Raw genomic sequence first — 20474 nt, 5'->3', positions numbered from 1 at the left:
CCCCGATCGAGGCTTCAGCAGCCGCACGCGGCCCAGGCGGCGGTGGTGCGGTCCATCCAGTCCCGGGTCTGGTCCGGACGCACCACGTCGTTGGCCAGCAGCGCGAACACCAGCGGGGTGCCGTCCGCGGTGATCAGGTAACCGGCCAGTGTGCTCACGTCGCGCAGGCTTCCGGTCTTGGCCCGCACCACCCCGCGCCCCGCCCGTTCGTTGCGGTCGTCGAAACGTTCCTCCAGGGTTCCTGAGACCCCGCCGACCGGCAGCCCGAGCAGCAGCGAGCGAAACCGTGGCTCGTTCACCACCAGTTTCATGGTCGTGGCCAGCACTCCGGGCGAGACCCGGTTGTTGCGGCTCAGGCCGCTGTTGTCGTCGATCACCATGCCGGCGCGCCACAACCCGAGGGTGCGCAATTCGGCCCTCACCGCCGCCTCGGCGTCGGCGAAGCTGCCGCCGCGATCGCTGACCACGCCGACCTGCCGGGCCAGCGTCTCGGCGGCCACGTTGTCACTGAAGCGCAGGGTGTGCTCGATCAACTGCTCGACCGTCGCCGACCGCGCCGAGGCCAGCTCGGCCGCGCCCTCGGCGGCCGACATCGCCTTGGTTCCGGCCACCGAGATGCCCTGCTCGGCGAGCCGTTCGCCGAAGCGCTTGGCGGCGCTGGCGGCCGGATTCTGCTGCGCCTCACCGGTACTGGGGTTGAAGCCCGAGTCGACCATCAGGGCACTGATCGGGGCCACCGAGTAGCGGTAGTTGTCGGTCCAGTGCCGATGCCACCCGGCGCCCTCGAACAACGACGCGTCGTAGCCGAGAGTGACCTTCTTCACTCCTTGCCGCTTCAGCGCGGCCGCGGTGTCGACGGCCAGTTGCTGCAGCGAGGCACGTCCGGTGCTGCGGGCGTCGCTCAGCAGTGGGTCGCCGCCCCCGCGCAGCACCACCACCCCGGCCCGCGGGCTGACCACCGAGGTGGTGAAGGTGCGGTCGTTGCCGAGAATCTCCAGCGCCACCACCGCGGTGAGCAGTTTCATCGTGGAGGCCGGCAACAACGGACGGTCGGCACGCGAGACCAGCGTCTTGCCGGTGGCCGGGTCGATCAGCACCACGCCCGGGGTTCCGGACGCCGCACCGGCCAGCTTCAGAATGCGTGCCGCCAAGGCCTTGGCCGCCGGCGCGGTGGCGGGGTCGAGATCGTCCAGGGGCAGCGCGGGGGGTGCCGCGGTCTGCGGCGACTGCCAGGCCGCCGGCGCCGTGCGGGTGACTGTGGCCGTGGGCAACACCGCCGCACGCCACTGCGGCACCGCCAGCAACGCCGAGGCGGCCACCACCACGACGGCCAGCAGCACCAGCAGCAGGGTTCGAACCAGACCCGCGCCCGTCCGGGCTAGCCGTTGCGGCATGTTGCCCGGGGGTGGGTTGGCGATAGGCTCCACGGTGACATCCACACCATCATGACAGCCATCTGAAGGGAACCGCCCGTGGTCGACTACACCCGCCCCAAGATCCAGCCGAGCCTGCACTTCGACGTGACGATCGAGATTCCCAAGGGCACCAAGAACAAGTACGAGATGGACCACCACACCGGTCGCATTCGGCTCGACCGCACCCTGTTCACCTCGACCCAGTACCCCAACGACTACGGCTTCATCGAGGGCACGCTCGGTCAGGACGGCGATCCGCTGGACGCCATGGTGCTGGTGCCGGAGGCCACCTTTCCGGGTGCGCTGATCGAGTGTCGCGCGATCGGGATGTTCCGGATGACCGACGAGATGGGCGGCGACGACAAGGTGCTCTGCATTCCGGTCGCCGACCAGCGCCAGGACTTTCTGACCGAACTGAAGGACCTGCCGCAGCTCACCCTGCTCGAAATCGAGCACTTCTTCGCCGTCTACAAAGACCTTGAGCCTGGCAAGTCGGTCGAGGGCGCGGTGTGGGTCGGCCGCACCGAGGCCGAGAAAGAGATTTTCCAGAGCTGGAAGCGCGCCAGCGGCACCGACTTCGAGAACGAATTCACCCGCACCGAGTGAGAACCCTGCACCTGATGCGGCACGCCGAGGCGCAGTGGCACTCGCCCGGCCCCGGCGGCGACCATGCGCGTCCGCTGAGTGCGCGTGGGGTGCAGCAGGCCCGTTCGGTGGGCGCCCACCTGCGCAGCACGGGCGTCGACCTGATTGTGGCCTCGTCGGCCACCCGCACCCGCCAGACGGCACAAGCACTGGGGCTCGGCGTGCCGGTGTGGACCAGCGACGAGATCTACAACGCGGGGGCCGATCAGATTCTGGGTCAGGTGACGGGGGTGCCCGAGGGCTACAACTCGGTGGTGGTGATCGGTCACGCGCCCGGCATTCCGGCGCTGGTGCACCTACTGGCGGACGCGTCGTCGGAGCCGTCGGCCCGGTCGGTGATCGCGTATCGCTTTCCGCCGGCCACGCTGGCCAGCCTCACCGTGCACGGATCATGGGCCAAGCTGCGCGGCGCCACCCTGGTCGCCGCCCGGATTCCGGTCGACCCCGGCTGACCCGCCCGGCACCGGCTAGCGGCGCAGGTAGACGGTCACCTCGTCGCCGCCGCTGCACTCGATCAATCCCTTCACGGTGCACACCAGGGTGGTGTTCTTCTTGGTCTGCGGGTCGGTGACGGTCACCCGGAATGTGGCAGGCAGATCGGTGCCCAGCGTACGGACCGCCGAGAGCACCCGACGGGCCAGCGTGCAGTTGGTCGTGGCGCTGCGGGCCACCTCGGGGGTGCACACCGTCGTGTTGCGCGGCAGCGCCGTGCTGAGCGGCGTCGAGCTGGCCGACGTCGTCGGCGTGCTATCGCTGGCCGGACGTCCGGTGGCCACCGTCTGCCCGATCAACCAGGCCAGGCTGACCACGGCCGCGACCAGCGCCACGGTCAGCATCACCAGCGCCGCGGTGTTCTTGAGCTTGTTGTGGCTGGGCCAGTTGAGGGTGAACCGGGCCGTCGCGTCGGGGTCCCAGTCGGGGCTGGACGGCGACGAGGGCGACTCGGAGTCATCGGCTGCGACCGGCTGCCCGCAGCCGGCGCAGCGGTCGACGGCTTCGTCGAGCCGCTGGCCGCAGGCCTCGCACAAGCGCATGGATTTCCGATCAGGGTGCGGACGGGTTGCCTGATCGATTCTGGCACAGCCTGTGAAACGACCCCGACGGGTGGGCGGGCCGACGCGTTGCCCTCGTCGCGTTCCCCTACGGCCGCAGCAGCACCTTGATGGCGCGCCGGGAGTCCATCGCCGCGTAGGCCTCGGCCACCTGGGCCAGCGGCAGTTCGAGGTCGAAGACCAGCCCGGGCTCGATCGCCCGCGCCAGCACATCGGTCATCAGGTCGGGCAGGTACTGCCGCACCGGGGCGACGCCGCCGCGCACGCCCACGTTGCGATCGAACATCGAGCGCACCGGAAACTCCACGCCGTGCGGCACCCCCACGTAGCCGACCATTCCGCCGGCCCGCACGCTGCTGAGCGCCTGCAGCATGGCCTCACCGGTGCCGACGCATTCGAGCACGACGTCGGCGCCCACGCCGTCGGTGAGCTCCCTGACCCGGGCCACGCCGGCGGCGTCGCGCTCGGCGACGATGTCGGTGGCGCCGAACCTGGTGGCCAGTCGCTGCCGCGGCTCGTGCCGGCTCATCGCGATCACCCGCGAGGCACCCAGTTGCGCACTGGCCAGCACCCCGCACAGGCCGACCGCCCCGTCACCGACCACGGCCACCGTCATGCCCGGTTGCACACCGGCCATCACGGCGGCGTGCCAGCCGGTGCCCATCACGTCCGACAGGGTGAGCAGGCTGGGGATCAAGTCGTCCGCCGGCAGCTCAGGCGTCGCGACCAGGGTGCCATCAGCCAGCGGCACCCGGAGCAGTTCGGACTGGCAGCCGTCATACCACCGCACGTCGTCGCACGCCGACTGAAAGCCGGCCCGGCAGTTGGGGCAGGTGTTGTCGCAGGCGAAGAACGGGCCGATCACGAACTGCCCGGGCGTGATACCGACGACCTGATCGCCGACCTGTTCGACGATGCCGACGTACTCGTGGCCGATCGGACGGGGCCGGGTGACCGGGCTGAGGCCACGGTAGGGCCACAGGTCTGAGCCGCACACGCAGGTCGCGACGAGGCGCACGATCGCGTCGGTGGGCTGTTCGATCGCCGGGTCGGGGCGGTGCTCGAACCGCACGTCGCCGGCAGCGTGCAGGATGGTGCCGTACATCGGGCCACCCTACTGCGCACGGCCCCGCGCACCGCAGCGGAGGGGAACATGGCAGTACCGAGCCGATGCTCGATGCGGTGATCGTCCGCGCTGTAAAGGGGCTCTGCGCTTTGGGGGTCTGTGTGGGTGTTCGCAGGGTTTGATCTCCCGGCTCACCGTGCCGACACACGGTGGGCAGTGCGTGGTTCACACGTCGAGCAGTCCATCGTTGCTGACCGGCGTTTGCGGCTCTCCAGACCGAACGGTGCACCCGTCGTGAAATGACGCCGGATTCTCATACCGACGAAGCCTGCTGAGCGTTGGCCGCTGCCAAATCGGACGTCATTTCACGAGCCGACACCGATCAGGACGTGGCCAGAAACTGTCGGCGGCACCGGTCAGACTCAACCCAGGATCATCGATCACATCGGCATCAACGTGGCGGGCCTGGCCGCCGCCTCACGGTTCTACGACTCAGTGGCCCAAATACCACGACGGCTACGACGGGGCCTTCGTGCGCGACCCTGACGGCAACAATGTTGAGGCCGTCGTGCACCACTGACTCACACGGCAACCGTGGGACGGTCTTCGTAGCTGCGCACGAACACCGGCTGCTGCGGGGTCGAGCGGGCGCGGTCGTAGCGGTAGCCGGCCTCGGCGAACCGGGTGACGGCGCCCGGCGTCCGGGCTCGCTCGCGCACCAGCCAGCCGGCCAGCATGCCGCGGGCACGCTTGGCGAAGAACGACACCACGCTGCGCCTGCCGGCCGCATTGGTGTCTTCGAACCGGGGTGAGATCACCGGGCGGTCGAAGTCGGCGAACCGAACCGAGCGGGCGTACTCGTCCGAGGCCAGGTTCACCACCACCTCGGCCCCCGGCGACTCGGCCAGGTCGGCCCGCAATAATTCGGTGATCCGGTCGCCCCAGAACTGGTACAGGTTGGTGCCGCGATCGGTGGTGATCGGCAGGCCCATCTCGAGCCGGTAGGGCTGCATCAGGTCGAGCGGGCGGAGCACCCCGTACAGGCCCGACAGAATGCGCACCGTCTTCTGGGCAGCGGTGTAGTCGCGCGCGGCCCACAGCCGCCGCACCGCCAGGCCTTGGTACACGTCACCGGCGAAGGCCAGCACCGCCGGCCGGGCGTTGCGCGGCGTGAACGGCGTCTCGAAGTCGAGGTAGCGCTGAGCGTTGAGCGCGGCGAGCTCGTCCGAGATGTGCATCAGCCCGGCGAGTTCTGCGGGGGACCTGCCGCGCATCACCTCGATCAACCGCTGCGACTCGGCCAGCAGCCGCGGCTGCGTGTGCTTGCGGGTGGGCAGGGCCGAGTCGAAGTCCAGCGACTTCGCGGGCGAGAGCAGAACCAGCACGGGCCAACGGTAGCCAACCACGACGGGCGTCGCGCGCATCGCGGTGAGCGTGGAAGCAACCTTGGGTCAGCCGCCGTGCACCAGCCACTCGGTGGTGGTTCGGTACACCTCGCCCGGACGCAGCACCGCTGAGGGAAAGCCGGGGTGATTGGGCGCGTCGGGGTAGTTCTGCGGCTCGATGGCCACCCCGGCACGACCCAGCGCCTCGCCGGAGTAGAGCTGCACCGCTGGGGCGTCGCTGCGCACCGTCAGGGTGAGACCGTCCGGCCCGACCAGCCGGACGTGCTCGCGCAGGCCCTCGCCATCGACTACGAAGTTGTGGTCGAAGCCGCCGCCCAAGGCGCTGCCGTCGGCTTGGGCCGCGGCCAGCGCCGGCCCCAACAAGACGCCCTCGCGAAGGTCGAGCGCGGTGCCGGCGACAGCGGCCAGCTCGCCGGTGGGAATCAGGTCGGGCCGCACCGGGGTGTATGCCGACGCAGCCACGGTGAGGGTGTGGCCATCGATCGTTTCACCGCCCAGCCTGAAGTAGGGGTGGGTGGTGAGGTTGATCACGGTGGCGGCGTCGGTGGTGGCCTGGTAGTTGACCCGAGCACCGCCCTCGACCAGCTCGTAGTGCGCGATCACCGCGAGGCGACCCGGAAACCCCTGATCGCCGTCCGGGCTGACCAGGCCGAAGCTGGCCGAGTGATCGGTCACCGCCTCGATGGTCCACAGCCGTGTCGCGAAGCCCGCCGGACCGCCGTGCAACTGATTGCCGTGCTCGTTCGCCGCCAACTGGTGGCGCAGGCCGTCGAGAACGAAGCTCGCACCGGCGATGCGGTTGGCGTAGCGCCCCACCGATGCGCCCAGAAAGAACGGGTCGTGCCGGGTCACGTCACCACGCGAGAGCACCAGGTTGCGCCGTCCGCCGGCGGCGTCGTGCACCTCGAAGGCGTGCAGACTCGCGCCCAGCGGCAGCAACTCCACGGCCAGCCCGTAGCCCTCGAGCCGAATCACGTCCTTGCTCGTGCTGGTCATCTGCTCAACCGGCAGCCGGGCTGACGTCGACCAGCAGCCCGTCGGCGAGGCGTTCCAGGTGGGCGCGATCATCGCCGCTGAGGGTGAGCACAAGGGTGGCCATGCCCGGATCGTAGCCGAGCCACCCCGACCGCTCTGGGCTCAGCGGGACTGGTGGGCCTCGATGGCCGCGATGATCTCGGGACGCAGCCGCGTCGGGTTGATCACCTTGTCGACCGAGCCGACCCGGGCTGCCCGCTGAATGTTGTGCACCCCGTCGAATTCCGCCGCCACCTCGCTGATCTTCTCGGCCCGCACTGCGGCGCGCACGTCTAAGAGTTCAGCCTGCAAGCCCGGACGCTCCAACGGCCCGGCCGAGCGCAGCCGCGCCTCGAGGTCGCACACTCGAGGGTCGGCCGCGGTGCGCTTCGCGACGTCACCGGCGAACACCACCGCGGCCGCGGGGCCCCACCGATCACCGAGGCGAACGAACCCTCGAGCGCCAGCACCGTCATATTTTCGTTGAGCGTCTTGGAGAACACCACGAAGGCACCGCCGTGGTAACGCGAGATCACCACGAAGACGATCGGGCCGTCGAAGTTGACCACTGCCCGTCCGATCTCGGCGCCGTACTCGAGTTGCAGGTTGCGCATCGATTCGGGCGATCCGTCGAACCCGGACAGGTTCGCCAGCACCACCACCGGGCGATTGCCGGACGCCGCGTTGAGCGCCCGGGCCACCTTCTTACTCGACCGCGGGAACAGGGTTCCGGCGGTGTAGGTGTCTGGGCCATCGGTGGGCGGAAGCCGGCCCGGGGCACCGGCTTGGATTCGATGCCCACCAGGCAGATCGAATGCCCGCCGATCCGGGCGTCCATCACCACTGCCGTCTCGGCATCCGCCATGCCCGCCCAGCGCTCGCTGCGGGGATGGTCGGCGTCGGTGACGGCAGCCATTACGGTGCGAATGTCGAAGGGCTTCTTGCGGTCGGGGTTGGCGGTGAAGATCTCGCCGACGGTGGCGAACTCGCCCTCGTGCGGGTAACCGGAGACGTCCCGGTCACAGGGGTCGGACGTGGGCATGCGGCGCGGCCCAGACTCGCCCGGCATCACGTAGGTGTGGTCGTAATGCCCCATCAGAATGCGGAAGGCGCCCGGCAGGTCGCTCGCCCAGTACTGGGCCTGCCCGTTCGGCCCCATCACCCGGTCGTAGCCGCCGATGCCGAAGTTGTCTTCGGCCGACACGCTGCCCGAAAAGTCGAGGGTCTGCTTGCCGGTGAGCACCATGGCCGAGTCGGGCGTCATCACCAAGATGCCCTTGGTGTGCATCAGCATCGTGGCCTCGGCATTCCAGTACGGCTGGGCGCCCACGTTGATGCCGGCCACCACCACGTTGATCTCGCCGCCGGCCTGGGTGAACTCGATGATTCGGCGCAGCGCGGCACCCACCCAGTCCATGTTCTCGGTGCCCGAATCCATCGAGATCCGCGCTCCTGAGCTGAGCGTGAACCACTCCACCGGAATCTGCCTGCGTTCGGCGAGGTCGAGCGCGGCGATGATCCGCCGGCATTCCGGTTCGGCCACCGCCCCCAGCCCGCGGGTCGGGTCGCCCGACAGCGCCACCCGGGTGAGGCCCTCGGGGTACCCCGGGGTGGGCGTGGTGACCAGCGCGCAGATGATGCCGGCCCGATTCAGCCCGGGCGCGCGCTGCACCGGCACCAGCACGTTGTGCTCATCAAGGTCGAGTTCGGTGATCGTGCCGCCGCGGCCGGCCAGCACGTCGCTGAGCTCGTAGGGGTACACCAGGCCGCGGCGCCGGGCGCGCAGCACCCGTCCGGCGTAGTCGTCCAGCGGTTGCAAGGGCTCCGTGGGCGGCGGCTCAATAGCGGTGGCCACCCCCGAGCCGGGCCGGTAATGAAACCGCACCGTCAGCGGAATGACGCCCGCGCCCGGCTGGTTGAAACGCCCCTGGGCCAGCACCTCTTCGATGCCGGTGCCCTGGCCGAGCGGCGTGATCTTGGCCTGCAGCGCCGCGATGTCTTTGTAGTCGAGATCGATCACCGGCCACACGTGTACCCAGACGTGGTTCATGTCGAGCCGGTTGCCCTCGCTGCCCCGGGCCGCGCGGGTGCGCCTGATCGCCTCCAGGCAGTTCTCGACCGCGCGTTCGGCGTGCGGCAGGCCGACCAGCCGTCCGCTCACGTCGCGCACCGGTGCGAGTTGGCGCACCTGCGCCATCGCCACCAGGCGGCGGTCGGCCGGGTTCGACTTGGCCACGCAGTCGAACAGCAACACGTCTTCAGGTGCCGGCAGCCGGGTGACGTCGAACTCACGCAACCGCCACAGGTCGAGCCGCCGGGCCACCATCGGGTGCACGCCGCGAATCCGGGTGTCTTCGGCGATCTCGCCGCCGGTGGTCCAGCGAAAGGTCAGGTAGCGGGGTTCCGAGCGGTGATCGCAGACCGCCACCACGATCCGGCGGACGGTCTGGACCAGTGACCAGTCGGCCAGTAACGCCTCCAGCACGGCGCCGGCTCGATCGACGTCGGGAGCGTCCGGCCACGAGATGTACAGCTCGACCACGGCGTCTTCGCCCTCGGCGTACTCACCGAGCAAGGCGCGCACGACCGAGCAGACCGGTCCGTCACCGGCGAGTTCGTCGTAGCGGCCGAGCGTCGACACCACCCGGGTGGGACTACCCTCGAGCCGATAATTGCCCACCGCCGTCGCGCGCCCGTCGACGGTGCGTCCGCGCAGGTCGTGCAGGCCGAAGTCACCGTAGTGCTTGCGCGCCAGCACCTCGAGCATCGGCTCTTCGGCCGGCACCCCGGCTTCGAGGCGTTCGGCCAGAAAGCCGACGGTGTGCTCGGGAATCTGCGACAGCGCCGCTATGCGCTCGTCTCGATCGGCCGCCTGCGGGTTGGCGGCCAGCGCCGCCACCTCGTCGCGCACCCCGTCCAACACCCGGTTGCGCTCGGCGTCGACCTGCGGCTGGTCGAACCAGCGGAACCGAATGCTGCGGGCCAGGTCGCCGACCACGGGGAACCGCCGCTGGGTGGCCCGCACCAGCCGCTCGAGTTCGGCCCGAGCCAGGGTGGCCACGTCGGCCGAGGGGGCCGGCTCGGTGATCCAGCGTTCCAGCAGCGAGCTGATCACCTGCACGTCGGAGGCGAACCGCTGCTGCGCCAGGAAGACGCGGAACACCGCCTGTTCCAGCGCGGGCGTGCGGGTCAGGTCGTCCACCCAGTAGTGTCCCAGCACCTTGGCCAGCCGGGCGGTGAACTCGGTGGGCAGCCCGGCTCGCTCGGCATCGAGGCTCTGCAGGTAGCGGTGAAAATGCTCGCGGTCGCTGTGCACCCGCAACTCGGTGCTGGCGTGTTCGCCCGCCGGACGGTTGCGGCTCAGCTCGGCCACATCGGCGAACAGGCCTATCAGCGGAATCTCGCCGGCCATCACGTCGACTCCGCCGGCCTGCAGGTCGGCCCGGGCCGCCAGGTACTGCGCCAGCGGGCGGTAGCCGGGGTCGGCGTCGAACCCCATCACCAGCGCCGACAGGTCGGCGAGCAGCCGGCGCGAACGCTCGCCGGGGTCGGTGATCGGCCGGCACTGCGGCAGCTCCAGGCCCGGACCGGCCTGGGCCGCGGACTGCTCGTTGGGCCCGTCGTCGTCGGCGACCGGTTCGAGCCGCAGCAGCGGGGCCATGGTCTCGACCTGGCTGCCGGTCATCACCAGCAACTCCTTGACCCGGCAGGCGAAGGGGGCGACCAGCACCGTCTCCATCTTCATCGACTCCAGCACCAGCACCGGCGCCCCGGCCGGCACCTGCTCGCCGACCGCCGCCGGGGTGGCCACCACGAGCGCCGGCGCGGGCGAGCGCAGCACCCCGCCCTCATCGCGACTCACCCGGTGGGTGACGCCGTTCACCTCGACCAGGTGCACCGGGCCATGGGTGGCCGACACCAGCCGGAACCGTTCGTCGCCGACGGTGAGCCGGCTGTGAAAGTCGTCCAACCGCTGCAGCGACGCGTCGACGACACTGGCGGCCTCACCCTGCGCGACCCGTACCCGGTAACGCTCGGGGCCGATCCGGAACGCCGTCGCCTGGTAGGTGACGCCGCGCAGCTTGAGGTCGACGGCGCGTCCGACCGAATGCTGCACCTGCGGGCGTCCGCCGTGCGCGGTTTCGAGCAACCGGGCGATCTCGACCTGCTCGGCGTCGGAGTAGGCCTGAATGGCCGAGGCGACCAGCGCGATGCCCGAGTGAGCGTCGCTGACCAGCCGGCCCTCGCCGCGCACCCGGTCGATCCAGCCGGTGTCGGCCCACTCGACGCCCGGCGCCCCGACCACCTCGGGCTGGTCGAGCAGTTCGAGCACGAAGCTCTTGTTGGTGGCACCGCCCTCGATCACCACGGTGGTCTCGCCCATGGCCCGGCGCAATCGGCCCAGGGCCTCGGTGCGGTCACGTCCGAACGCGATGATCTTGGCGATCATCGAGTCGAAATCGGCCGGAATGCTATCGCCCTCGGCCACACCGGTGTCGACCCGGATGCCGGGGCCGGCGGGCAGGTTGAGCCGGGTGATCCGACCCGGAGCGGGGGCGAAGTCGCGATCGGGGTCTTCGGCGTTCAGCCGGGCCTCGACGGCATGCCCGAACTCGGTCGGGCGCTGGGTGAGCCGGTGGCCGGCCGCCACCTGAAGCTGCGCCTTGACCAGGTCGAAGTCGTTGGTCACCTCGGTGATCGGGTGCTCGACCTGCAGCCGGGTGTTGACCTCGAGAAAGGCGAAGGCGCGATCCTGCGGGTGATAGAGGAATTCGACGGTGCCGGCACCGCGGTAGTCGACCGCCAGTGCCAGCCGCTCGGCGGCCGCCTTCAGCTCGTCGGTCTGTTCGCGCTCCAGCAGCGGCGAGGCCGACTCTTCGATGATCTTCTGGTTGCGTCGCTGCACCGAGCAGTCCCGCACGCCCAGCGCCCAGGCGGTGCCCTGACCGTCGGCGATCACCTGCACCTCGACGTGCCGGGCGCCGGTGACCAGCTTCTCGAGAAACACCACGCCCGAACCGAAGGCCCGCTCAGCCTCGTCACGGGTGCGCTGATAGGCATCGGTGAGGTCGGCGGCGTTCTCGACCTTGCGAATGCCGCGGCCGCCGCCCCCGGCGGTGGCCTTGAGCATCAACGGGTAGCCGATCCGCTGCGCCGCGGCCAGCGCGTCGTCAAGGGTGTCGACGCCGCCGCGCGACCAGGGCGCCACCGGCACCCCGACCTCTTCGGCGATCAGCTTCGAACCGATCTTGTCGCCCAGTTTGCGCATGGCCTCGCCCGAGGGGCCAATGAACGTGATGCCCAGCGACTCGACCAGTTCGGCGAAGGCGGCGTCTTCGGCGACGAAGCCCCAGCCGACCCACACCGCATCGGCCCGAGCCTGGGTCAGCACGTCGGCCAGCAGCTCATGGTTGAGGTACGGACGCTTTGAGGCCGGCCCCAGCGGGTAGGCCTCGTCGGCTTCGCGGGCGAACATCGCGGTGCGTTCGGCGTCGGTGTAGAGCGCGATCACCGTGATCGGATCGGCACCGGGGTGCTCCGCGTTCAGGTCGCGGACGGCGTGGATCAGCCGCATGGCCGCCTCGCCCCGATTCACGATCGCGATGCGTTTGTACACCCATGCCTCCTCACGCTTGCCCCCGGGTACGCCTGGCGAGCTCTGCCTGGGCGCGGTTGGCAGGCCCGCCTACGAAATCTTCCACGTCTGCGCGTTGATGGCGAGACGACCCGAGCGACAAGTCGCAGATTGACCGGTGCCGTCACGCTTGCGCTGTGCAGATGCACCAAGCCTCAGCAGCCAGGTTTGGCAGGTTCCTACAAGCCCCGGTTCAGGTCGCCGCGTCACAGGCCGTGCTGCCGGCGCAGTGCCTTGGCCGCTTTGGACGGCTCGCGCGAACCCCACCAGTCACCGGCCTGCCAGCGGGCGGTGGCGAGGTGGTCGAGCGCGTCCAGATAGTCGTTGAGGTAGGTGGCGGGATCAGCCTCGTAGCGTCCGCGGAGTTCGTCGACGAGCGCCTCGGTGGCATCACGTGTCTCGCGTCGTCCGCTGGCCTGCTCGACGCTCTGCCGCGCCTGTTCGAGGGCGTCCTGCTCAGTGGCCAACTGCTCGCGCTCGGCCAGCTCGGCCGCGGCCAGTTCGGCGGCCGGCCGTTCTGCATCTACCCGCTGGGCCGCTAGTCGTTCGCGTTCGGCCGCATCCTCGTCACGGCGGGCGGCCCGTTCCTGGTCAGGGATTCGTTCCCGCTGTGAAGTGTCGGGAGTCGGTTCGTCCACGGTCTCGACAGGCTCGACCATCGAGTCCGGTGCGACAGGCCCGACCATCGAGTCCGGTTCGACAGGCTCGACCATCGAGTCCGGTGCGACAGGCCCGACCATCGAGTCCGGTTCGACAGGCCCGACCATCGAGTCCGGTTCGACAGGCCCGACCATCGAGTCCGGTTCGACAGGCTCGACCATCGGCTCGGTCGCGACCTGCTCCACCACCGCTTCGGCCTCAGCCAGGGCCTCCTGCTCGTACACCTCGATCTGCTCGGTGGCACGCTCGGCGTCGCGCACCGCCTCGGCCTGTGCCAGTTCGCGTTCCAGTTCGGCGGCCTGTGCCGTCTCGAGTGCCGCCAACTCGGCGGCCAACCGCTCCAGCTCTTCACGTTCTGCCCGCTCGGCAGCGGTCTCTTCGCTCACCCGGGCGCGCAACGCGGCCTCGCGTTCGGCCGCCTCACGCTCGGCCTGCCGCTCGTGCTCGGCGATTCGCTCGGCCCGGCGGCGCTGCTTCTCCAGCCGCTCGATCTCGGCCGCCTGCGCCGCCTGCTGCTCGGCCAGCCGCCGCGCCTGCGCCTCGTCGGCGGCCTGCCGCCGCTGACGCTCCACCCGCTCGGCGGCCTCGCGTTCGGCGCGCTCCCGCTCCGCCGCCTGCACCTCGGCCCGGTCGAGAAGTCGGGCCTCTGCCTCGGCGCGCAACCGCTGCTCGGCGGCGTCCGCCGGCCCGCGCCAGGCCGCCAGGCGTCCGCTCGCCTCGCCCTGCGCGCCCACCCGAACACCGAACACCTCGGCTGGCGGCAGCGCGGCCCACGACGTCTGGGCGCCCAGCGGGGTACGCACCCGCGAGTCCGGACGCGCCTCATCGCCCTCACCCGCGATCGACGCGGCCAACTCGGCCGCGTCGTCGGCCTCGGCGCGACGGCCGCAACTGCGTAGATCGTCGGCCAGATCGCCAAGCGCCGTGACCAGCAGCGGCTGCAGTGCCGGACGGCGCACTGCCAGTGCCCCGAGCAGATCGACCAGGCGTCGCCGCAGGGTCAGCCCCACAGCGTGGGCACCGATCAGCAGCACCCGGTCGGCGGTTTCGCTGTACAGCCCGAACAGCGGCTCGCTGAGTCGCTCGAGCAGCGCCGCCGGAGCTCCCGCCGGGTGCTGCAGCACCGGCAGCGCCTCGGCGTCGTAGCGCTCCACCGCGCGCAGGTCGTGCTCCACCGACGGCTCCGGCCAACCCGCGGCCCAGCGGGCCTCGGCGGCGGCGCGGTCGATGTCAACACCCAGTTGGCCAACCACGCCCACCGCCACTGCGGCGTCGGCCCGTGCGTTGGCCGCCGCGAGATCGCCGCCGGCCAGGGCAACCCTGGCCCAGGTGAGCAACGCCCAGCCGATGGTCGCTGGGTCGAGGGCGGCGTCCAGCTCCAGCCGGCTCAATTGCCCTCGCAACGCGAAGGCGGCCGCCAAGCTCTGCTCGGCGCCCTCGGCCAGGCCCGCTGCGGACTGGATCACCGCCAGGTGCACCAGCGCCGTCACCGAGCGGACGGCATCGCCGCGCGGGGTGTACGGCCCCACCGGACCGTGCTGTGCCAACACCTTCGCCGAGAGCATCACGGCCTCTTGTGCGCTCGGTGCCGCTTCGGCCCAGGCGTGACCGGCCAGCCGGTGCCCGGTCAGCTCGACCAGTGCATCGGCCACCCGTCCCAGCCGTTGCGGGTCACCCCCGGCCCAGTCGCGCAGCCGTTGCACCTCTGAGGTCAACCTGCGGGTGCGTTGGGCAAAGGTGTCTGTGTGCTGATTCATGGGTTCCCTGGTAGCTGGCTCTACCCAATTGCACCATGCCGGGCAACGTGAGTCACACCCACAAGACGCCGCCGCGATGCTCACAGCGTCAACCGGCCACCCGCAGGTAACGACTGCGTCAACCTTTGGCCCCACCCTGCCGTGAGCCCCGCCCAACCTCTCAACCTCACCTTGGGTGATTCGTTGACTAGCAACCTGGCGGCTACATAGCGTCGTCTTGGTGGGCGCCACCCTCTGCGCTCCGAGCACCCTTTGCAGAAAGGCTGGGCACATCTTGCTACGGCGGAAACTACTGATCGCCACGGGCGCACTCGCCTTGACGATTCCCTCCATCGCTTACGCCGACACCGGCGTCGACCGCTTCGACGACACCCCCACCAAGGGCAAGATCGACTCCACGTTCGTGCCCGGCTACGCCGACAAGAACTCCAAGGTGACCGTCATGGTCGAACTGACCGGAGACCCCGTCGCGGTGGTCGAGGCGCAGAGCGGCCCCGTGTCGAACGCCCGCGCCACGCAGATTCGCACGCAGCTAAAGAAGTCGCAGGATCAAGTCAAGGCCGACATTAAAGACCGCGGGGGCAAGGTGCTGTCGCAGATGCAGTCGGCCTACAACGGCATGCGGGTCACCCTGCCGCGTTCGCAGGTGCGGGCCGTCTCGCAGCTCGAAGGGGTGAAGTCGGTGACCCAGGCCCCCGTGCACACCCTCGACAACACGGTCAGCGTGCCGTACCTGGGGGTGCCCAAGGTGTGGCAGAGCACCGGCTACACCGGCAAGAACGTCAAGGTGGCGATCATCGACACCGGCATCGACTACACCCATGCCGACTTCGGCGGCCCCGGCACCACCGAAGCCTACGAGACGGCTCACGCGAACGAAACCACGACCGCCGACCCTGACCTGTTCGGCCCGACTTCGGCCCGGGTCAAGGGCGGCTGGGACTTCGTCGGCGACTCGTACAACGCCGATTCGAGCAGCGACAGCTACCAGCCTGTCGCCCACCCCGATGCCAACCCGCTGGACTGCCAGGGGCACGGCTCCCATGTGGCGGGCACCACGGCCGGCAGCGGCGTGAACGCCGACGGCACCACTTATACCGGCCCGTACGACACCTCCACCACCAGCACCAGCTTCAAGGTGGGCCCGGGTGTGGCGCCGGAGGCCGACCTGTATGCGCTGCGTGTGTTCGGCTGCGACGGCTCCACCGACGTGGTCACCGAGGCCATCGACTGGGCCGTCAAGCACAAGATGCAGGTGATCAACATGTCGCTGGGCTCCTCGTTCGGCAAGGCCAGCGACTCCGACGCGATCGCCGCGCAGAACGCGCAGGCGGCCGGCGTCGTGGTGGTCGCCTCGGCCGGCAACAGCGGGCCGAACCCCTACATCAGCGGCAGCCCGGGCGTGGCCAAGGGCATCATCAACGTAGCCGCGGTCGACTCGACCGCCCTCTTTTCGGGTGCCGTGCTGAGCTTCAACGGCACCACGCTGGACGCGATCAACGCCAACGGGGCCGACCCGCTGCCCACCGGTCCCTTCACCATCGTGAACACCAACTCACTGGGCTGCGACACGGCCTCGTTCACCGCCGCGGGCATCACCCCGGGCGGCAACCAGATCGCCATCGTCACCCGCGGCACCTGCGCGCGGGTGGCCAAGGCGATCTTCGGCCAGCAGGCCGGCGCGGCCGCGGTGATCATGGTGAACAGCGACACCAGCTACCCGCCGTACGAGGGTGCGATCACGTCCAACCCCGATGACAGCACCGCGTACACCGTCACGATTCCGTTCCTGGGCGTGCCCAGCACCGACGGCCCCGCGCTAATCGCGGCGGCCGGCAAGAGCGTGACCCTGGCGGCCAAGTCGCTGACCAACCCCGGCTTCAACGACTATGGCTCGTTCAGCTCAGGTGGCCCCCGCAACGGCGACAGCGGCCTGAAACCGTCCATCTCGGCACCCGGGGTGAGCATCAGTTCGGTGGCGGTTGGCACCGGCACCGAAGCAGAGGTGATGTCGGGCACGTCGATGGCGGCCCCGCACGTCGCCGGCGTCGCGGCCCTGGCCCGGCAGGCGCACAAGAAGTGGACCGCCAATCAGATCAGCAGCGCCCTGGTCAGCACCGCCGACTACAAGAAGCTGGCCGCCTACCGGCTCACCCTGGGCGGCGGGCTGGTCGACGCCAAGCAGGCGGTCGACACCTCGGTGTTCGCCATCGGCGACCAGTACAAGGTCACGGGCGGCACAGTGTCGGAGGCCACCCTCAGCTACGGCTTCGCCGAGTCGAGCACCAGCTTCTCCGGGGTGAAGAAACTCACCCTGGTGAATAAGGGCAGCAAGCGCGCCATCTTCGTGCTGAGCAACGCCAAGACCAGCCAGAGCGTCGCCGCGTCGATCACATTCAGCAAGAAGGTCGTCGTGGTGCCGGCCAAGAGCAGCCGCACCGTGCGGGTGAAGCTCAAGGCCAAGGCGTCCAAGGTGGGCAGTTCGCTGGGCGACGACCAGTTCGGTTTCAAGGAGGTGTCGGGCAACATCAAGATCGCCACCAACGGCAAGGGCACGCTGTACGTCCCCTACCTGCTGGTGCCACGCGCCTCGGCCACGGTGGCGGCCAAGCAGACGGTGACCGTCTCGCCCGGGCTGACCACAGGCGTGACCATCGACGGTGGGGGCACGAACCAGACGAAATCTGCTTCGCCGTCACCGACCCAGAGCACGAACTCACCGTCTGCCTCACCCAGCGCGACACAAAGCACCACCTCGCCCACGCCGGGCAAGGCGAACGTCAAGCTGACCAACCCCAAGGGTGCGCTGCCGGCACTGGCCGACTTCTACACCTGGGGGCTGAAAGACCCCAAGGATGTCAGCTCGGGCACCGGCTTCGACCTGCGCGCGGCCGGCGCGCAGTCGATCGATACCGGCGACGACCAGTTGCTGGTGTTCGCGGTGAACAACTGGACGCGCTGGTCAACTGCGGCCACCCAGGAGTTCGACGTGCTGATCGACGTCGACCAGGACGGCACATTCGACTGGGCCGTGTTCAGCTTCGACTCGGGCGCTATTCGCGACGAGTCTGCCGACGGACTGACCGAGGTGTTCCTCTACAAGATCGCCACCGGCGACCTCTACGCCTCTGGTTTCCTGGCCCAGGCGCCGACCGACAGCAGCACGATTCTGCTGCCGGCCTACGCCTCTGACCTGGGCATCACCGGTGCCTTCGACTACTCCGTTGTCAGCTACGACGCGACCGGCACGGATTCGGACGAGTTCGACTCGGTGGCCAGCTATGACCCCTTCAACAAGGCGATCAGCAACGGCGACACCGTGACGGTGCCGGTCAACGGCACCAAGACCGTCGGCCTGACCTTCGACCCGACCCAGCTCGCCACCCAGGATCCGCTGGGCACGATGGTGGTCGTCGTCGACAACAAATCGGGCAAGAACGAGGCGCTGCTGCTGCCGGCGCCCTGACCTTTCACCCGCAACGCCGACGCCCCCGGGATATTTCCGGGGGCGTCGGTCGTCTTGCCGAGCCGCTCGTCAGCGGGTGGACGACGTGGCGGCTGGGCCGTTCTCGCAGAGCCGCGGACTGTCGGTGCGGCCGAAGCGGTAGTCGTAGCGGGTTCCGGCGACCTCGACCAGCACCCGCATGCCGTTCACCTGCGCCTGCGGGTATTGCTGGCCCGGCTGCGGGCAGCCCAGCGAGCCGTCGCTGAAGGTGACGCTGTGGGCGCTGATCACCCGCAACGGGTCGGACGCCTTGCCACGCTTGCTCAGATCGTCGCGAATGGCGCTCAACCGGGCCTCCGACAGTGCGGTGGGCACGCCCGAGGGAGCGCTCACCGAGGGCAACGGCTCGGTGGTCTGAAACCGGGTGGCGGGGTTGCTCGGCCTGGCGTCGGGGGTGGTGGCGGTGCAGGCGCTCAGCAGCAGCAGGGCGGCGATGAATCCGATGCGGCGCATCCACCAAGTCTAAGGACAACGCTGATTTTCGCTGGTCGAGCCTGTCGAGACCACAGCGAAGCCCGTATCCGTCAGCCGGCCGAGCGCAGGAATTTCTCCAGCAGGGCCGCCGATCGTCCGTCGGAGTCATACACGGCGACCGCCAGGTCGCCGTACAACGCGACGGCCCACAGCCTGCCGTCCCCCGCCGCGAGCACCGGGCCAGCGGGCAGGTCGGCCAGAGCGTGTAGCTCGCCGGTGACCACAGACGCCCTCATCTGCCGCCGGATCTCTTCGACCTCGTCGGGCCGCAGACCGTCCGCGATCGCTGGGGGCTGCTCGTCGACGAAGAGTTGAGGGCGGATGCTCAGCCCCGCCCCCACCGACGCCGTGGCGGCGGCCAGCGAGAAGGCTGAGAGCCGCAGCGTGCCCCCGTCGGTTGCCGACAAGAACACCGGCACGTCGATGCCGGCGTCTCCGGTCAGCCCCAGCGCCGCCACTGCGGCCGGCAGACCATCGGCCCGCAACCCGGCCACCACGTCGACCGGCGCGAATGCCTCCGGGTAGATATGCCTGCTGGTCGCCGTGGTTGTGCCGGGGCTGCTGGCCAGCACCAGCAGGGCTGCGTCCGAAGGCCGGACGGCGACCACCGCCCGCCGCTCCCCGGTGCCGATCAGCGACTCGGCACGCTTCTGCAGCCCGGCCGACACCGTGATGCGCAGGGCCTCACCGTTCGCCGCGGGCACTCGGAACAGTTCCCGCGGCGCCTCCGGGTGGCCGTCGGGGTAAGCCTGCACGACGAACCCGGTGAGGCCCATCAGCGTGGCGTTGCGGGTCTTCTGCAGCCCACCCAGGCCAACCAGATCGCCCTCGCGAATAGTGCCCGAGGACGCCTTGATGATCTCGCCGGTGGCCTGGCCGACACTGCCGAGCAGGGCCCGCGCGAAGCTGCTCGACACAGCCAGCGGACGCACCGCGTCGATGATGAGCGTGCCGGGCACGGCCCGGGCCTTGGCCAGGATGCCCCACTCGTCGGAACCGACCGCGCGCACCACCGCTGCCTCGACGTAGGCCTTCGGGCCATAGCGGGCGACCGTGGCGGCGAAGTCTTCGGGGTCGATGCCGACCGCCTTGGCGAGCGCGCGGGCCGCAGCAGGCTGCTGGTCGGGGGCCACCTGGGTCTTGTCGAGGCCGATCCGCTTGGCGTCGGCATTCCAGACCAGCCGTTCGTCGTCGTCGCCGGTGATCTCGCCCCGCACCGGGGCCAGCCGGACGGCACGCAGCCGGTCGCCCGGTTGGAGCCCCGAGGCGATCAGGTCACGGCTCCACACCGCACTCCAGCCGTCGCTGCCGCGAACCAGTTGCAGGTAGGCGTCCTGAACCCAATGGGGCTTTCCCTCGTGAATGGTCCAGTCGGCCTGCAACCGCGCAGTGCCGCGGCTGTTCTGCTCATCGAGTTGCACGTTCTGCACAGTGATGACCGGTCGCAGCACCCCCATGCCGCGCACGGTGGCGGTCAGGTCATCGACCTCGGCCGGCCCGACGGTTGCTCCGAACGCGCCGTCGCCGATGGTGTGGTCGACCAACGCCTCGGCGGCCCGTTGGGCGGCCACGGTGGCCGGTCCCAGTTGATCGGTGGCGGCTCGCCAAGCGAAGAACCCGCCTGCGGCCAGCACCACCACCAATGTGCCGATGCCGCAGGCCCAGATGATCCGGCGGCGCGGTGAAGGCACGGCGGGGCCCGAGTCGTCCATGCGACCAGACACTACGCGCTCGCGCCGACAGCGTGTCCTGCACCGATGCGTGCCCGGGCGCTGGCCCTTGGGAAATCTCAGCGCTCATCTGGCTCCCTCTGGCGGTAGCTGATCAGGCGTTCCTTCCGACTTC

General features: G+C 69.8%; 13 protein-coding genes and 1 pseudogene. 3 read left to right on the top strand and 11 right to left on the bottom strand.

What is annotated here, in order from left to right; genetic code table 11:
* Window positions 1-14: 14 nt before the first annotated feature.
* Window positions 15-1439, bottom strand: a complete 1425-nt coding sequence (dacB, locus tag QM721_RS03535; protein WP_415119045.1) for a D-alanyl-D-alanine carboxypeptidase/D-alanyl-D-alanine-endopeptidase — start codon at window positions 1437-1439, stop codon at window positions 15-17.
* Between the two features lie 33 nt (window positions 1440-1472).
* Here dacB and QM721_RS03530 point away from each other — a divergent pair, with 33 nt between their 5' ends.
* The gene (locus QM721_RS03530) at window positions 1473-2021 is read left to right on the top strand and encodes an inorganic diphosphatase (RefSeq protein ID WP_415119043.1); all 549 of its coding nucleotides are present in this window, start codon (window positions 1473-1475) and stop codon (window positions 2019-2021) included.
* Window positions 2018-2512: a SixA phosphatase family protein gene (locus QM721_RS03525; protein ID WP_415119041.1), complete on the top strand. Its 495-nt coding sequence runs from the start codon at window positions 2018-2020 to the stop codon at window positions 2510-2512. The genes QM721_RS03530 and QM721_RS03525 overlap by 4 nt, the downstream gene beginning before the upstream one ends.
* 15 nt (window positions 2513-2527) lie before the next feature.
* Here QM721_RS03525 and QM721_RS03520 read toward each other — a convergent pair whose 3' ends face one another.
* The 8 genes and pseudogenes from QM721_RS03520 to QM721_RS03485 form a co-directional block, all read right to left on the bottom strand.
* Window positions 2528-3094 (bottom strand): hypothetical protein, encoded by a 567-nt coding sequence (locus QM721_RS03520; RefSeq protein WP_415119039.1) that lies wholly within the window; start codon window positions 3092-3094, stop codon window positions 2528-2530.
* Window positions 3095-3200: 106 nt separating this feature from the next.
* Window positions 3201-4217: a zinc-dependent alcohol dehydrogenase family protein gene (locus QM721_RS03515; RefSeq protein WP_415119037.1), complete on the bottom strand. Its 1017-nt coding sequence runs from the start codon at window positions 4215-4217 to the stop codon at window positions 3201-3203.
* Between the two features lie 542 nt (window positions 4218-4759).
* The gene (yaaA, locus tag QM721_RS03510) at window positions 4760-5563 is read right to left on the bottom strand and encodes a peroxide stress protein YaaA (RefSeq protein WP_415119035.1); all 804 of its coding nucleotides are present in this window, start codon (window positions 5561-5563) and stop codon (window positions 4760-4762) included.
* Between the two features lie 66 nt (window positions 5564-5629).
* Window positions 5630-6580, bottom strand: a complete 951-nt coding sequence (locus QM721_RS03505) for an aldose epimerase family protein (protein ID WP_415119033.1) — start codon at window positions 6578-6580, stop codon at window positions 5630-5632.
* Window positions 6581-6721: 141 nt separating this feature from the next.
* Entirely contained in the window at window positions 6722-6889 is a 168-nt protein-coding gene (locus tag QM721_RS03500; RefSeq protein ID WP_415119031.1) for a hypothetical protein, read from the bottom strand.
* A gap of 2 nt (window positions 6890-6891) precedes the next feature.
* A complete protein-coding gene (locus QM721_RS03495; RefSeq protein WP_415119029.1) occupies window positions 6892-7299 on the bottom strand; it encodes a carboxyl transferase domain-containing protein in 408 nt (135 codons plus the stop codon).
* Between the two features lie 143 nt (window positions 7300-7442).
* Window positions 7443-12173: pseudogene (locus tag QM721_RS03490) on the bottom strand (biotin carboxylase N-terminal domain-containing protein); the annotation flags it as partial.
* A gap of 266 nt (window positions 12174-12439) precedes the next feature.
* Window positions 12440-14650, bottom strand: a complete 2211-nt coding sequence (locus QM721_RS03485) for a hypothetical protein (protein WP_415119027.1) — start codon at window positions 14648-14650, stop codon at window positions 12440-12442.
* A gap of 274 nt (window positions 14651-14924) precedes the next feature.
* On the opposite strand from QM721_RS03485, the gene QM721_RS03480 reads away from it, so the two are divergent.
* Window positions 14925-18116: a S8 family serine peptidase gene (locus tag QM721_RS03480; RefSeq protein WP_415119025.1), complete on the top strand. Its 3192-nt coding sequence runs from the start codon at window positions 14925-14927 to the stop codon at window positions 18114-18116.
* A 69-nt stretch (window positions 18117-18185) separates the two neighbouring features.
* On the opposite strand, the gene QM721_RS03475 is transcribed toward QM721_RS03480, so the two are convergent.
* Both QM721_RS03475 and QM721_RS03470 read right to left on the bottom strand, forming a co-directional pair.
* Window positions 18186-18608, bottom strand: coding sequence for a hypothetical protein (locus QM721_RS03475; RefSeq protein ID WP_415119023.1), 423 nt, complete (start codon window positions 18606-18608; stop codon window positions 18186-18188).
* A gap of 71 nt (window positions 18609-18679) precedes the next feature.
* Window positions 18680-20341 carry a hypothetical protein gene (locus QM721_RS03470; protein ID WP_415119021.1) on the bottom strand — a complete coding sequence of 554 codons (1662 nt, stop codon included), beginning with the start codon at window positions 20339-20341 and terminating at the stop codon, window positions 18680-18682.
* Window positions 20342-20474 lie beyond the last annotated feature (133 nt).

This window comes from Micropruina sp., assembly GCF_047602085.1.
GTDB lineage: Bacteria > Actinomycetota > Actinomycetes > Propionibacteriales > Propionibacteriaceae > Micropruina.
Note: the sequence above shows the minus strand (reverse complement) of the source record. Positions and strands in the feature narration are given on the sequence as shown.

What these genes read in the sequence shown, in the direction of transcription:
- QM721_RS03520 (WP_415119039.1), bottom strand. Translation starts at nt 3,094, where the DNA reads ATGCGCTTGTGCGAGGCCTGCGGCCAGCGGCTCGACGAAGCCGTCGAC.
- QM721_RS03515 (WP_415119037.1), bottom strand. Translation starts at nt 4,217, where the DNA reads ATGTACGGCACCATCCTGCACGCTGCCGGCGACGTGCGGTTCGAGCAC.
- QM721_RS03505 (WP_415119033.1), bottom strand. Translation starts at nt 6,580, where the DNA reads ATGACCAGCACGAGCAAGGACGTGATTCGGCTCGAGGGCTACGGGCTG.
- QM721_RS03485 (WP_415119027.1), bottom strand. Translation starts at nt 14,650, where the DNA reads ATGAATCAGCACACAGACACCTTTGCCCAACGCACCCGCAGGTTGACC.
- QM721_RS03475 (WP_415119023.1), bottom strand. Translation starts at nt 18,608, where the DNA reads ATGCGCCGCATCGGATTCATCGCCGCCCTGCTGCTGCTGAGCGCCTGC.
- QM721_RS03470 (WP_415119021.1), bottom strand. Translation starts at nt 20,341, where the DNA reads ATGGACGACTCGGGCCCCGCCGTGCCTTCACCGCGCCGCCGGATCATC.